This window comes from Paenibacillus cymbidii (assembly GCF_004764705.1).
Lineage (GTDB): Bacteria > Bacillota > Bacilli > Paenibacillales > NBRC-103111 > Paenibacillus_AN > Paenibacillus_AN cymbidii.
Genome location: NZ_SHLX01000012.1, coordinates 210,873 through 225,484, shown reverse-complemented (window position 1 = coordinate 225,484; position 14,612 = coordinate 210,873). Strand labels below are relative to the sequence as shown.

Sequence of the window (14,612 nt, the reverse complement as noted above, 5' to 3'; positions counted from 1 at the left end):
GAGGAGGAACTTCCCATGAGCGAACAAACCGCTACTAACAACACAACCGCAGCAACCATAACCACAACAACTGCCACAACGCCTGCTGTCGTCAAAATCGGCCGCCCCGCCCCATCGTTCAGCTTGCTGTCGACCAAAAACATCGAAACGCTCGAGGAAAAAGTGTCTCTCGCCGATTACCGCGACAAGTGGCTGCTGCTCTTCTTCTGGCCGCACGATTTCACTTATGTGTGCCCGACGGAAATTACAGCCTTCAGCGACGCCGCGGAAGCGTTCCGCGACTTTGATTGCGAGATTGTCGGCGTTTCGACGGACAGCGTGTATACGCACCGCGCCTGGATCAACACGCCTCGCGAGGCAAACGGCATCGGCCGCGTGAATTACCCGCTCGCCGCCGACTTCACCAAAGAAACCGCCCGCGCTTACGGCGTGCTTGACGAAACAACGGGCGCCGCGCACCGCGGCCTGTTCATCATCGACCCGGAAGGCATCGTCCGGTATCAAGTCGTCACCGACCTGAACGTCGGCCGCAGCGTCGACGAAACGCTTCGCGTGCTGCAAGCGCTGCAAGCCGGCGGCCTGTGCCCGGCCAACTGGAAACCGGGGCAACAAACACTCGGCTGAGCCCAAACAAACAGGTTGTCAGGTTAAGCGCCGGTGCCCGACATCCCGTTAGCTCCGCTCCGGGTGGAGAGGCGTGCCGACCTTGGTGTTACACGAGGGTCCTGAAAAAATAGGCCACAAAAAATGGCTTATTGCCCCCATTTCGCCCATCACATCGCAAATAGCCAGTGAAAACACTGGTTATTTCGGCCAAACAGCCTCAATCGGACCAGATTTGCACAAATAGCCAGTGAAATCACTGGCTATTCCGCGGCGGCAGCCCATTTCAGACCAAATAGGCCATAAAAGATGGCCTATTTCGAAAACAAACGCCAGGCTCAGGAATCAACATCCCAAGCCGGGCGCTTGCCGCATGTCAACCAACAATCGGCGCGATAACGAGCGACAGCAGCTGCGCTTCTCCGCCGCCGGCGTATACTTCGATGCCGTCGTCGCCGGGGAATGGAAACACGAGGTGGGTCATCGCCGTTTCGCCGTCATCCGCGAATACTTCCACCGATGTCGTATCGACCCAGATGTCCAGCCTGAGCCGGCCCTCTCCCAGAGCTGCCGGCGCCGTACTGACGCCGGGAAAAGCGGTCGAAAAACCAACCTCGCCGGAGCGGCGACGATCCACGAACAACAGCTTCTCTTTGACGCGGCAGCCGACCGTCGTTTCGCCGCGCGCCGAGCGGCGCAGCCGGAAGCCGAATTCCGCCGCCGTACCTGCCGCAAATTCGGCCGTCAGCCGGTACGACGTCAGCTTCAGGCCCGTGTCCAGGCCGCGCCCTTCCGCTACCGCGATGTCCCGCCAGCGACAGCTCGCCGCTTTGCCGCCGCACAAACGATCCAACTCGCGCGCCGGCGCCTGCCGCAGCCGCCACACCCCGTCGCGGCAAGACAGCGAAAGCTCGCGCGGCAGCGTCATCGCGCCGCGGAACCGGTCCGCCGGTGTCGTTTGCGCATACAGCCAGTTGCTCATCCAGCCGATCGCAAGCGTTCGCCTGTCTTCCGACGGCAATCCCGACCAACTGACCGCGGCATAATGATCCTTGCCCCGGTCGAACGGCAGCGGCGTTCCAAGCTCGGCGCGAAACGTCGCGCCGTCGAAATCGCCGATGAAATACACCATGCGCGAACCCGCCGGCTCCGCGTCATGGCAGCCAAGGCTGACGAGCAGCACCCACTTGGCAGCGGAGTCTCCCTCGCCGTCCGCCACCGGAAGCTCAAGCAAATCCGGGCATTCCCAAACGCCGTGCAGATCCCTGCCGCCCGCGCCGAACGAGCTCAGAAACGTCCAGCCGGTCAAATCGGCGGAAGCGTAAAACCGCACGGCGTTCCCTGCGGCAACGACCATGATCCAGCGTTTGGTCGGCTCGTGCCAGAGCACTTTCGGGTCGCGGAAGTCGGTCAACTCTGGCTCTTCGAGGACCGGGTTGCCGGCATGCTTGATCCAGGTCGCGCCGGCGTCGCGGCTGTACGCCAGGCTCTGCCGCTCCCGCGGTCGCCCGTCGTCCCCGTCGGCGTGATGCGTAAACACGGCGACAAGTCCGGGCTCTCCGCCGAACAAGCCCGTAGCGTCGCGCCGGTCGACGACGGCACAACCGGAAAATATCGCGCCGTGCTCATCGGGAGCCAGCGCAATCGGACGATGCAGCCAGCGAACCAGATCGCCGCTGACCGCATGGCCCCAGTGCATGGGACCCCATACCGTCGAATCGGGATGGAACTGGTAAAACATATGGTACCTTCCTTGAAAGTAAACCAGCCCATTCGGATCGTTCATCCACCCCTCGGGCGGCGTCACATGATACCGTGGCCGGTAACGGTCCTCCGTCATCGCAAACCATCCCCACTCATCAGCCCGTTTGTTCTTCGATTGTAATTGCAATCCGTTTCGGCTGCAACGAAACGAGCGGAATCGCCAGCACAACAATCGCGTGGTCCAAATCGGACTTGCCGTCCATCGCGTACGGATTGAACGGAAAGGAAGGCCAGTCGAGCCGCAGCGGCCCTTCCGCCTCCGCGGTCCAGCCCGCCCCGGCAACCCGGTGCAAGCCGTCCCCCGCCTCGCCGTGCAGTTCGCCGCCGCCATCACCCTCCGCCGCAGCGCTGACGAAGCTCGCCGCCAACGGCTCGTGCGCGCGACGTTTCAGCGGCAGACGCAGCACGCCGCTGTCGCCCGCTTCCAGCTCGGCTACAACCTCCAGCACAAGCCGGCTCGCCGTGGCTTCCGCCAAGGCGATCGTCACCTGCCGGCTCCCGTACCGGAGCCGTACGGCGGGGGCGCCCGCCAGCGCTTCGCCGGCATCCGGCACGTACTGCCGAAAGCCGTCCGAGCCGGCGACGTCGAACGTGCTCCATTCCGGCTGCGACTTCGAATTGCCTCCGCCGACGATCAGCCCGGTTCGCTCGTGCCAAATGCCGATGAAGCTTTGCCGGTCCATGCCCCAACGCGATTCCACCGCCTCGCGGGCGAATCCGCTCAGGCAAACGTACCAGCCGCATTCGCGCACGACCCAGGCGTTCGCCAGCGTCGTCCGCTGCGCCAGCGCGTCGGCCGCCTTCGCCCCGTCTTCCCGCGCATCCTCCTCCAAGCTGCCGACCGCCTCCGGCCAATACCGCAGCAGCTCGGCCACATGCGGCCGGAACCACATCGCCGTCTCCGGGTCGGCGCGCTTCACAAGCTCGGCGATCCAGCCGCGCCCGCCATCCGCCTGCAGCATGCCCGGCAACCCGACCAGAAACGGCGCATGATCGTATTTGCAGCGGCCGTCGATCGTCTCCACCAGCGTCGAGTCCGGATAAACGAACAGCCGATTGAACGCAAACGCCTTGCGCAGCGCCGGCAGCATTTCGACTTCCCCGCCGTGAAGCCGGTAAAGGCCAATCGCGTGAACATAAATCAGGTTGTACAGCGGCGTCGGACCGCCGTGCTCCGGCCAGTAGCCGTCCTGATGCTGGTGCAGGGCCACGGCGCGCATCATCGCATCGGCGTCGGCCTTCCATTCCGGTTTGCCGAATACGCCGGCGGCCCGGTGCAGCGCCATCGCATTCCACGTCGGGATATTGTGGATCGCATGGCCGGACGCCGCAGCCGGGTCCCGCCGCAACTGCTCCAGCAATTCCCGCTGCTCCAGGTACATGCCCTCGAAGCCGAGCAGCAGCCCTTCCCGCCAGTAATCCGCCCGCTCCCGCCCCAAATGCGGTTCGAGCCGGATATACGTTTCCAGCCAGTGGTACATCGACCACGGCATGTAGATCGGCCCCCAGCGGGAGCCGTCGATTTTGACAAACTCGACTTTGCCGTCCTCGTACTGGAATGCCCGATACGCATCGCCGACCCGGCCGATCTGCTCCAGGAATGCGGCGTCGCCGCTATACCGGTTTGCCGGGTGCGGCGTCAAGTACAGCAGCGCCATCGACAGCATGATGTCCTGATGCGTCACCGCCCATCCGCCGTCCTGCTCCAGCAGCCGCCCCGTGGCCGGATCGAACTTGGCCAACTCCTTTTCCACCGACTGCACAAAATGCCCCATCATATAATCGTATACGTTCTCCATCCCGCTTCCTCCCTTGTGATCGCCGCTTGTATTTTACATGTACTTTCAGATGTGGCGGCGATTTGACAACCTATCGCGATATTACTAATATACGTAATAGATAAAAGCCCTTAATACGAGTCTGATATAAGTTGCCGGTTTGTTTTTCAGCTGGAGCTGAGAAGGAGTTTGCCATCCGATGAAACGGGAGACCGAATTTTTGTACCTGGAGCTGGCCAATACGCTGCGCGTGCAAATTTTTTCCGGCGCGATCCAGCCCGGTCAGTTTCTGCTATCCGAGAATGAAATGTGCCACAAATACCAACTCAGCCGCACTTCCGTCCGCAAAGCGCTGCAGGAGCTGCTCGACGAAGGGCTGATCGTCAAAATTCACGGCAAAGGCACGATGGTCGCGCCGGAAGCCGGAGCGGCGGGCGGCGTCAAGACGCTGGTCATTGCCGCCCCGTTCTCCGGCTTCGCCAAAAAAGGGCTGCCGATTCTGATCCGCGAATTCCACAAGCGCCATCCCGGCGTGCAGGTCAAAGTGCTGCCGGTGCCGCAGCAGATCGAATCGTACTATAAGTCCCTGGTGGAACTGGGCGCCGAGCCGGATATCGGGTTCGTGATCGATTCCGATTTTCAGCGCTTGCATCTCGACTTGTGGAGCCCGCTCGACGACTTCACCGCAACCGGCCTGTTCGACGACGTGCCGCAGCCGATCGTCGACGTTTTCAGTCAGGACGGGCGGCTTCTGGCGGCGCCGATTACGTATTCGCCGATTTTCCTCGCGTACAACAAAACGCTGTTCGACTACTACGGCATCGAAACGCCCGCCCACGCCTGGACGCAGGAGCAGTTCGTCGAAACGGCCCAGGCGCTGACGCGGGACATCGACGGCGACGGCATGCCCGAGTTGTACGGCTTCGCGGTCAATTCCGACCTCAACCGCTGGTCCGTTATGGTGATGCGGCAATGGAGCGCATTCGGCGCCGACCGGCACAATCCGCTGCGCACGCACGACATGGTGCAGGCGTTTCGGTTCCTGCAGCAGCTCATGTACCGGCACAAGGTGTGTCCGCTCTATGCGGTCAGCAACCATTATTTGACCCAGGAGCTGTTCGAGGAAAACCGGATCGCGATGATTCTCACCTCCACCTTCATGATGAGCGGCATGGCGCCCCATTACGGCATCGCCCCGCTGCCCCGCAGCTTCGGCGACGGCAGCATGCTGATCGTCAACGGGCTGCAGCTGTTCCGCGAAAGCAAAAACAAGGAGCTTGCCAAGCAGTTCATCCGCTTCTGTCTCGAGCCCGAATCCCAGCGCATCATGGCGCAGGAAACCGGCCTGCTGGCGCTGAGCACGGCGATCAATCGCGAAGTGTTCGGCGAAGACCGCATGGAGGCGCTGGCCATTCCGGGGAGCGGCATCGACCGCGGCAAATTTCTCCATCAGATTTTGCCCAATCTGGATATGCACGGCGAACTCGACGATACGATGATCCGGTTCTGGACCGGCATCGAAAAGCCGGAAACGCTCGTCGAGCGGCTGAAGACGATGGAGCTGTTCGGCGCAGCGCCGCCGGTCGTGCCGACTTGACACTGCCTGCAGCCAAACGAGCCGCCGGCTCTTCCCGAACGGAAGGGCGGCGGCTCGTTTCGTCTGTCAGACGCTTGCCGTGCCGGAAGACAAGACGAACAGCTCCGTATCCCGGGTAAAATAGAGCCTCCCGCCGCTGTCGCATACGCTGCGGCCGACTCCTTCGGCCAGGACGGTCAGCGCGCCCGCAGCCGGCTCGTAGCGGAACAGCGTTCCCCTGACGTCGCCGACAAGACTGCCGTCCGGGCGGCAAGCCAAATAGCCGCCGTGCCAGCCGTGCCACCCCGTACGCATCTCCGGAGCAACGATCGCCTCCAGCGATTCGCGCCGGTCTACCTGCCGGGTGCGCGGATCGAAGCGGAACAGCGCAGAGGCGGTCGCTCCCCAAACCGCCCCGTCGCGATCGACCGCCAGCGCGAATACGGCCGGCTCTCCGGGAATGGGCACGCCCTCCCACTGCTTCTCGCCCCGGGCGACGTCCCAGACGAACAACTTGCCTTCGTCCGCCAGCGGGGTTGTGCCGAGTCCGCCGTGAATGGACGTGCCGCCGTAAACGAAGCCGTCTGCATGAGCCAAACAGACGACGCTTTGATCGCGGACGACATGCCGGTGCACGTCGTACCGATCCGCCTTCGCGTCGTAGATCGTCAGCGTGCCGCCATGCTGCCCGTAGAACGGCACGGTGCCGATCGCAATCCGGGAGCCTCCTGCCGGCACCAGCGCAAACGGGCGGTCTTGCCCGTGCTCGTAAAGCGAAAACAGCCGCTGCGGGTTCACGCCCTTCTCCCAGGGCAGCATCGGGTCGAACCGGTAAATGACGGCATGCGTATAGATGCCCATATACAACCGGTCATCAACCGCCAGCAGCCCCTCCGGTTGGCCGACCGTACCGAACTCCGTAATCCGCTCCGTATGCGGATCGTACACGGATACGCCGCCGTGGAAAAAACCGCCGGCATAAACCCGGTCCGCCGCGTCGACGGCCAGGCTTTGGATTTTGTTCGGCTGGCCCGGAACATCGGTGTCGAATGCCGCACCGGCTCCCGTGGCGGGATTGTAAAGCCAGCAGCCGCCATCTCCCACGACGCTGATCAGGCTCCAGCCCGGATACGTCATCTGGTCGCGCCAACGGATCCAGACGCTGTCGCGCATCGCCTGCTCGCAAGCGAGGCCGGTTGCCGACAGCCGGCGCGCCTGCGCATCATAGGCATGCAGCAATCCGTCCTTGATGAAATAAACCTCGCCGCTCTCCGGATGCGGCAACGAAACGTCCCAGCCGAGGCAATTGTCGACACGATCGATCCACGATTCTGTCCGCAAGTCGCGGACGTGCAGCGTGCCTTTGACCGACATCCGCGCGAACAGGAAGCTGCCGCGCACCGTAACGTCGTAAACGAGCTGCTCGTCTTCGGCTCCGGGCGGCAGCGGAATGAGCCGCTTCTCTCCCGTTGCGGCGTCGACCGCCGCCAGATGCCCTTTCACCGTGCCGATGCCGACATACACGGTACCGCCGTCCACAGCCAGACAGCGTGCGTATTGTTCGCCCGGAACCATCTGCCCGTAATCGCGGAACGTCGCATTCGCCGGCTCGTAGCGGAACAGCTTGCCGCCCGGGTACGTGCCGCCGTAGATGTTGCCGTCTTCGCCTTCGGCGATTTGCCAGAGGAAACTTTCGCCCGGCACGGCCTGGCCGAGATTTTCGGCCTGTTCCGCCCCCGGCCGCAGCCGGTACAAATATCCTTGCGCGCTGCTCATGTAAATCGTGCCGTCCGTTTGCCGGACGACGCCCCAGCAGTGCGTCGAGCCTTCCAGCTCATAGCTCCGCTCGGAGCGGGCGCCGTACACGTCGATGACGTGCAGCGTTGCCGTCTTCCCGCAGGTAACGGCATAAATCCGGGGATTGCCGTCCTCTCCCGGATCATAGGCCGCCGCCACGATGCTGACGATGTGCACCGCGTGGCCCAGCGACTGGATTGTCATGACGGATTCTCCTTTTGTCTTGCTATCGTTATCGCGATCCGACCAAAGCATCGATTGCCGCCGTCACTCTCGCTTCGACGACCGGATCGTACGGCGACGGAAACCCGTGCCGGTAAAAAAAGTCGTGCGCCTCATAGCCGCCCTCCGCCAGCTGCCGCGCGGTCGGCACGTAGCCGGCGTTGCCGTCGGTCAGGCCAAGCGCCAGCATTCGTTCGCCGCCGGCCGCTTTGACGCGGCAGCCGTAAGCGACGACCATCTCCCCGCTCATGCCGACCATCGCCAACCCTTCGGCCAGCTCCAGATAACCGATGCGCAGCGTTTCCTGCGGCTTGAGAAACTGCGGGTATGCCAGCAGCTTGCGGCTGCGCATGCCGAGCAGCCCCGGATCGTCGCGCCATGCTTCCAGCTCGGCCGCCGTCGGCACCTCGCGGAACGGCAGCCCGATCGCCAGCCGGCGGCACTCGATGCCGGTTGTCGCCAGCTCCCGCATCGGGCGCGCCAGCACGGCCCGCGTTTCGTCCGCGAGCTGGCCGGCCAGCCGCCGCACGTCGACGTCCGTGCCGGAATAATACTTGCCGTCCCGAATCAGCCCGGGACGCACATCGCCGCAGCAGCCTTGCAGGAACAGGGCGACAACGCCGCCGTCTTGCGGCTGCTCCAACCGCTCCAATTGCTCCATCGCCGTGCCGGGATAGTCGGGCGACAGAAGATCCTCGTACGTTACCGTCGGATGGCAGGCAAAATGGACGAACAGCGCCTTGTCCGAGCCGTCTTCCCGGCGGAAACGCACAACGGTCAGTTCAGGATCCTTCGGCCCGCCGTCGTCCGGCGCCATTGCCCATTGTCCATCAACTTCCTTGCGCCGATACGACGAAAATTCGCACTTGCCCTCGCCCCGCCAGACGGTAACCGGCTCCAGCCCGGCCAGCGCCGAAGCGACGCCGGCGAACACCGCCTCCTCCGCCTGTCGGAAGTAGGCGTCGTATTCGGCGTCCAGCGAGCTGTCGTATACGGCGGCGTAATAGCCGGCTGCGGGGAACGGCGCCGAATGCGTATGCGTCGCCTGGACGAACACGTCGTCGCCGCCGATGCCCCAGGCTTCGGTAATGCGGCGCTTCAGCCCTTCGATGCGGTTATGCGGAATGAACAGGCTGTCGGCCGACACGAATACCGCGTTCCGGCCGCTTTGGCGGAACGCGGCGATTCTGGCGAACAGGCGGCGGGCGATGCCGACGCTCAAGCGCGGAGCCGGGGCGGTCGGAATCAGATGAATCGGCCCGTCCGGCGTGATATCCATTTTGGCCGTACCAGCGTACAAGACTGCATGGGTCCCGCTGATGGGAATTCCCTCCTCGCGATGAGGCGCGTCGTTGACCGCTTTTACGCGGGCGGTTCGAACAAGCGCCTTGCATTGGCGCTGCCGATGGCGCGGACGGTGTCCGGCCCGGCTTCCGTCAGCCGCAGCTTGTAAACCGCCGCTTCCGGAAAATAAAACGGGCTGTGCGTGGCGAACAGCACCCGCTCTGCCGGATACCGTTCTTCCACTTCCTTGACGATGTCGACTTGCTCGAGGCTGGCCAGATCGGCATACACATTGTCCGCCGCCCGCAGCGCTTCGCGCAGCTCGGCCGCATGCAGGTTGCCGAGCAGAAACGGCTGTTCGGGAAAACGCAGGGCGATGTTGGCCGCCTGCAGCACGTCGACGTCCGCGACTTTCATTAGCGGATATTGCCCGCGCACGTCCTCGACGCGAATCTGGATCGAAATGACCAGGCTTCGCTGCCGGGCGAGCGCAACGAGCGGCTGCAGCTTGCTTTCGCTCAGCTCGTACATATGGTAGTTTGGCAGCAGCTTGACCATCTTGACCCTGCTGTCATTCGCCGCGTACGCAAACGTTTCCTGCCAATTGGCGTAGGAAAGATCGATGACCGGCACCGGCGACCAGAACGGGTCGTCCGTTGCCGCAAGCAGCTCCTTGTTCGCGCGCGACGGGTCCTGCTCGAGAATCGCTTCGATCGGCGCCACGAAAGCCCGCGCCACCTGCAGCGATTGCAGCTTGACCTTCAGCTCCGGCAAACCGCCGTAGCGCAGCTTCGTAAACGGCCAATTGCCCGTCCACGCGGAAACGTCGATCAGGCCGGCGGTCTCCGGCGAAGGCTGGTCAAGCGAAGTGGAACCCGGATTCATCCGATCGCCCCCTTGCGAAAAAATTGCCGCGCGTTCCGATAAAGCACAAGCTCCCGCTGCCCGGGTGTCAGATCCGCCGAGTCGATGCGCGCGAGCTGCGTGGCAAACGAACGAATCGGGTAATCCGAGCCGTAAAGCACGCGCTCCGCTCCCAATTCTTCGATCGCCCGCTGCAAGTAGCCTTCCTCCGGCTGCGAGCCCGACGTATCCAGCAGCACGTTCGGATACGGCTTGATGTCGGCGATGCCGCGCAGCTTCGCTCCGGTCAGGTGCGCCATCAGCACGCGCAGCTTCGGGTGCCGCGCCGCCATGGCGGCGATTTGCGCCGGCGACGATTCGAACGTGGCGCGCATCGTCGTTTTGTACCAGCTATGGAACAGAAGCGGAATGTCGTGCCGCTCCAAATAGTCGTAGATCGGTTCGTATCGTTCGTCGTCCGCCGGCAGCGAAATATGAAACTTGATGCCGACGAGCGGTCCATTCGTCACGTAGCGTTCGATCAGCTCCAGCGTAAACGCGTGCGGCTGCATCGGGCATACGAACAGCAGCGGCAAGAAGCGGCCCGGATAAGCCGCCGCTGCCGCCGCCAGCGTCTCCGCCTGAAACAGCAGCGCTTCCCGGCTCGGGTAGATGCAGCCGTCGAACTGCGGGTTCGGCATCAGGCACGTTTGCCCGATTCCCGCCCGCTCCATGTCGCGCAGCAGCTTCTCCGCCTGCGGCCGCCACGCCTGTTCCGCGGAAAAAAACAAATGCAGATGGCTGTCGATAATCATCCCGTTGTCCTCCATATCCGCCTGCCCGCGGATGCGGGAAGAGCGGCGCGCGCCGCCCTGCCCCGCTACCTCTGTTACTTGTAGTTCTCTTTCGGGTCCTTGATTTTGATGCCTTCGTTCATTTCTTTAATGACTTGCGTGCCGCCTTTGTTCATATATTCCGTCACCATTTTGTCCCAGTCCGCGACCGACGTGTTGCCGGCAATCATTTTGGTCTGTTCGTCCATCAGGAACTTGGTCAGCTCGGCGCCTTTTTCCGAATTCGTTTTGGAATAAGCCGTGTAGGACGGGTTGACATAATATTTCCACGTCGGAATCAGCTTCATGTACGTGTCGGTCAGGTCGACCAGCGGCTTGAACGAGTAGTCCTTGCGATAATCGATGTCGGTGTCGTTCGCCGGCCAGTTGACGTCGAACCAGTAATTCCACGGCCCCAGCCCTTTCGCCGCAGCGTCGGCCTTGCGCACCACATTGCCGTCGACCATGTCGTAGCCTTGCGTGTTTTTGCCGTTCCAGAAGTCGAAGTCGGCGTTGTTCGGGTTGCGTTGGTCATACGGATAAAATTTGCGCGAGAAATCGGATATTTCCAGCACGCGCTGCAATTTGTCCGGCTCCTTCGCCAGCTTGGCCGACAGCACCGTCATCGCGTTGAAATTGATCCCTGCCGTAAAACCCGTGTTGCCGTTCGGGTCGGCAAACGGCGGAATCGGCGTCAGCTTGGCGTTCGGGTACAGCTTATACAGCCCTTCCATGTTCGCCTGGCCCATGCCGCGCGGCGTGCCGATGAAAATGCCGGCCTTGCCCGAATAAAACTCCTTGTTCACGTCCGGCCACGTCATCACCGCAAAATCGCGGGTCATCGCGCCTTCCTTGTACAAGTCGGCGAACATCGAGATCAACTCTTTGCGCCCCGGGCCGATGATGCCGGGAATGAACTGGCCGTCCTTGTTTTTGTGGTACCAGGCGTTGGCGTCCCAATACGCTCCCATGTTGAAGTCCGGGTTGATGTTCTGGCTCATGGCGAGGCCGTATGTGTCGTTTTTGCCGTTTTTGTCCGGATCGTTTTTCGTAAACGCCAGCGCGACCTGCTTGAGCTCCTGGTAGTTGGTCGGCATTTTCAGCCCAAGCGCGTCCAGCCAGTCCTGGCGGATCATCGGCGTCAAGCCGAATTTCGGATAATAGGAAGGAATGCCGTAAATTTTGCCGTCCACCTTGAGCGCGTCCCACACCTGGCTCGGCACGATCTTGAGCGACGGGTATTTGGCGATGTAGTCGTCGAGCGGCAGCAGCGCTCCCTGTCTGGCGAGCTGGGCGTAACGGCCGTTCAGCATCGTCGTATTCAGCGTCGTAGCGTCCGGAATGTCGCCCGACGCGAACATGGCCGTCATTTTTTCCTCGAACGATGTGTTGAGCACATTGGTCACTTTCAGGTCGACGTTAAACTTCTTGTTAAACTCGGCCAGCCCGGGACCGTCCGTCGGCGATACGGCGCCGAAGTTGTAAAACAGCGCGGAAATCGTAAATTTTTTATTCTCCGCCGGCTTCGCCGACTCCGTCGCTTTGGCGCTTGCCGACGGCTGCGTCGACGCTTTGGCGCCTTCGTTGCTCTTGCCGGGCGAGGATGAGCACGCCGCCGCCGTAACGGCGAGCGACAGGCCCAATGTTGCTGCTGCATAACGTTTCCATTTCATGCGAACCCCTCCTGGAATGTAGTCAAATGCTTCCCGTCAACCGTGCGTCTGGTTTGCGCTTTTCCCCGGCATCCCCTCCTTCATGTGGTGAACCGCCCCTGTCAACCTTTGATCGAACCGAGCATGACGCCTTTGACGAAATGTTTCTGCAGGAACGGGTACACGATCAGAATCGGCAGCGTCGCGAGCAGAATGGCGGCCATCTGCACCGTTTGCGGCGGCGGGGAATGCTCGAGAAACATCTGGGTGGCGAAACCGCCGAACACGCTTGTCGGATCGCTCTGGATGACAATTTGGCGCAAAATGACCTGGATCGGCTGTTTGGCCGGATTGTTGATGTAGAGGATGGCTGTAAAATACCCGTTCCAGTAGCCGACGGCGTAGTACAGGCTGAACGCCGCCAGAGCCGGCTTCGACAGCGGCAGGATGAGCCGGGCGAAAATATGCAGATCGTTCGCGCCGTCGATGCGCGCCGCCTCGTCGAGCTCGGACGGGATGTTCAGGAAAAACGTGCGCAGGACGATCAGGATGAACGGACTGATCAGGCCCGGCAATATGAGCGACCACGTCGAGTCGAGCAGCCCGGTTTCTTTGACGATAATGTAGTTCGGGATCAGCCCCGGCGAGAACAGCGTCGAGAACAGCACCAGCAGCAGCAGCGTCCGTTGCCCGAGCGCCCTGCGGGTCAGGCCGAACGCCATCGTCGCCGTAAACGCGAGGTTGATCAGCGTGCCCGTAACGGTGAGCTTCGTTGTCACCCAGAGCGAACGCAGGAACGAATCGGATTGTAAAATGTATTCGTAAGCGTACGTCACCCACCGTTTTGGCCAAAGCAGCAGGTCCGTGCGCAAAAAGTCTTCCAGCGTCGAAAACGACACGGAGAACAAGTAGAGGAACGGCAGCAGCATCATGGCGGCGATCAGCGCGAGCACGATGTAGTTGACGGTCATGACGAATTTTTCGAGCGGCGTGGCGTGGTTCATCGCGTGTGTTTCCCCCTTTTGTTGGTCTTAATAAACGCCGTCTTCGCCTGACCGTTTGACCAACCAGTTGACGCCAACCACCAGCACGAAGCCGACGACGCCTTTAAACAGGCCGACCGCCGTCGCCAGGCTGTAATTACCGTTGATGATGCCCTTAAAATAAGCGTACGTATCGAGCACGTTGCCGACCTTGTCGACGTACGGGTTGAGCATCAGGAACACTTGCTCGAAGCCGGAGTCCAGCACATGGCCGAGCCGAAGGACGAGCAGGATGACGATCGTGCCGCGAATCGCCGGCAGCGTGATGTGCCAGATGCGCCGCATGCGGCTTGCGCCGTCCATGACCGACGCTTCGTAGAGTGACGGATCGACGCCTGCAAGCGCTGCCAGAAAAATGATCGTGCCCCAGCCGACTTCCTTCCAGATCACCTGCAGCACGATGAGCGGCTGAAAGTAGGACGGCGTGTTCAGGAAAGCGATCGGCTGGTCCAGCCCGAACACTTCCCGCAGCAGCCCGTTGACGATGCCTTCGCTGCGCAGGAAAATGACGAAAATGCTCACGACGACAACCCAGGAGAGGAAATGCGGCAAATAAACGACCGATTGCACAATCCGTTTGAACCATTCCGTCTTGATTTCGTTCATCATCAGCGCGAGTATGATCGGGGCGGGAAAAGCGAACAGGATCTGGAGAAAAGAAAGCGACAGCGTGTTCCACAGCACCCGGATCACCTCGGGTTCGGCGAACAGCGTGCGGATGTGCTTGAGCCCGACCCACGGACTGTCCGCAAAGCCGAGGAACGGACTGAAATCCTGAAAGGCGATAATCGTGCCGAGCATCGGCACATACTTGTAGACGATAAAGTAAAGCAATCCGGGCAAAATGAGCAGGTAAGCGTACCGCTTGCTCCAGATGCGCGAACGGAACAGCTGGGTCAGTGACAAGCTGTTCTCCCCCCGCACCGGCATTCCGCCTGGATTCGACTGGCGATTCATCCGTGTTCCCCCTCTGTTTCCAGTCATTCGACCACATCTCATCACTTACTTATGACCGTTTTATATCTTGTATCTATTTTTAAATACAAGTTTATTGTAGGCGAACGCCTTTGCCTTGTCAATTTGTTTTTTTGAGAGGTTCTTCGATAATAGACCACGTTGCGGTGAAAAAGAAAACGCACGCTACCAATAGGTCGCGTGCGTCGCCGCCCAACTAAACATGCAATCGGGGGGCTGATGAATGGATTTGCCTCCAAAAC

At 61.4% G+C, this 14,612-nt stretch carries 11 protein-coding genes; 2 read left to right on the top strand and 9 right to left on the bottom strand.

Annotated features, from left to right (window positions below):
* Positions 1 to 15: 15 nt before the first annotated feature.
* Entirely contained in the window at positions 16 to 624 is a 609-nt protein-coding gene (locus tag EXY20_RS18270; protein WP_135553539.1) for a peroxiredoxin, read from the top strand.
* 355 nt (positions 625 to 979) lie between these two features.
* Here EXY20_RS18270 and EXY20_RS18265 read toward each other — a convergent pair whose 3' ends face one another.
* Positions 980 to 2,443, bottom strand: a complete 1,464-nt coding sequence (locus tag EXY20_RS18265) for a glycoside hydrolase family 32 protein (RefSeq protein WP_135553538.1) — start codon at positions 2,441 to 2,443, stop codon at positions 980 to 982.
* Positions 2,444 to 2,462: 19 nt separating this feature from the next.
* Complete coding sequence (locus EXY20_RS18260; RefSeq protein ID WP_135553537.1) at positions 2,463 to 4,166, bottom strand: hypothetical protein; 1,704 nt, start codon at positions 4,164 to 4,166, stop codon at positions 2,463 to 2,465.
* Positions 4,167 to 4,344: 178 nt separating this feature from the next.
* On the opposite strand from EXY20_RS18260, the gene EXY20_RS18255 reads away from it, so the two are divergent.
* Positions 4,345 to 5,742 carry an extracellular solute-binding protein gene (locus tag EXY20_RS18255; protein WP_135553536.1) on the top strand — a complete coding sequence of 466 codons (1,398 nt, stop codon included), beginning with the start codon at positions 4,345 to 4,347 and terminating at the stop codon, positions 5,740 to 5,742.
* A gap of 66 nt (positions 5,743 to 5,808) precedes the next feature.
* On the opposite strand, the gene EXY20_RS18250 is transcribed toward EXY20_RS18255, so the two are convergent.
* The 7 genes from EXY20_RS18250 to EXY20_RS18220 all read right to left on the bottom strand — a co-directional run bounded on the left by EXY20_RS18250 (position 5,809) and on the right by EXY20_RS18220 (position 14,352).
* Positions 5,809 to 7,722: a PQQ-binding-like beta-propeller repeat protein gene (locus EXY20_RS18250; RefSeq protein ID WP_167859342.1), complete on the bottom strand. Its 1,914-nt coding sequence runs from the start codon at positions 7,720 to 7,722 to the stop codon at positions 5,809 to 5,811.
* Between the two features lie 28 nt (positions 7,723 to 7,750).
* Positions 7,751 to 9,040, bottom strand: coding sequence for a neutral/alkaline non-lysosomal ceramidase N-terminal domain-containing protein (locus tag EXY20_RS18245; RefSeq protein WP_135553534.1), 1,290 nt, complete (start codon positions 9,038 to 9,040; stop codon positions 7,751 to 7,753).
* Between the two features lie 62 nt (positions 9,041 to 9,102).
* Entirely contained in the window at positions 9,103 to 9,909 is an 807-nt protein-coding gene (locus EXY20_RS18240) for an amidohydrolase family protein (protein ID WP_135553533.1), read from the bottom strand.
* Positions 9,906 to 10,682, bottom strand: a complete 777-nt coding sequence (locus EXY20_RS18235) for an amidohydrolase family protein (protein WP_167859341.1) — start codon at positions 10,680 to 10,682, stop codon at positions 9,906 to 9,908. The genes EXY20_RS18240 and EXY20_RS18235 overlap by 4 nt, the downstream gene beginning before the upstream one ends.
* 74 nt (positions 10,683 to 10,756) lie before the next feature.
* Entirely contained in the window at positions 10,757 to 12,373 is a 1,617-nt protein-coding gene (locus EXY20_RS18230) for a type 2 periplasmic-binding domain-containing protein (protein ID WP_135553531.1), read from the bottom strand.
* Positions 12,374 to 12,474: 101 nt separating this feature from the next.
* Positions 12,475 to 13,356 carry a carbohydrate ABC transporter permease gene (locus EXY20_RS18225; protein WP_135553530.1) on the bottom strand — a complete coding sequence of 294 codons (882 nt, stop codon included), beginning with the start codon at positions 13,354 to 13,356 and terminating at the stop codon, positions 12,475 to 12,477.
* Between the two features lie 27 nt (positions 13,357 to 13,383).
* Complete coding sequence (locus tag EXY20_RS18220) at positions 13,384 to 14,352, bottom strand: ABC transporter permease (protein WP_407944926.1); 969 nt, start codon at positions 14,350 to 14,352, stop codon at positions 13,384 to 13,386.
* Between the last annotated feature and the right edge of the window lie 260 nt (positions 14,353 to 14,612).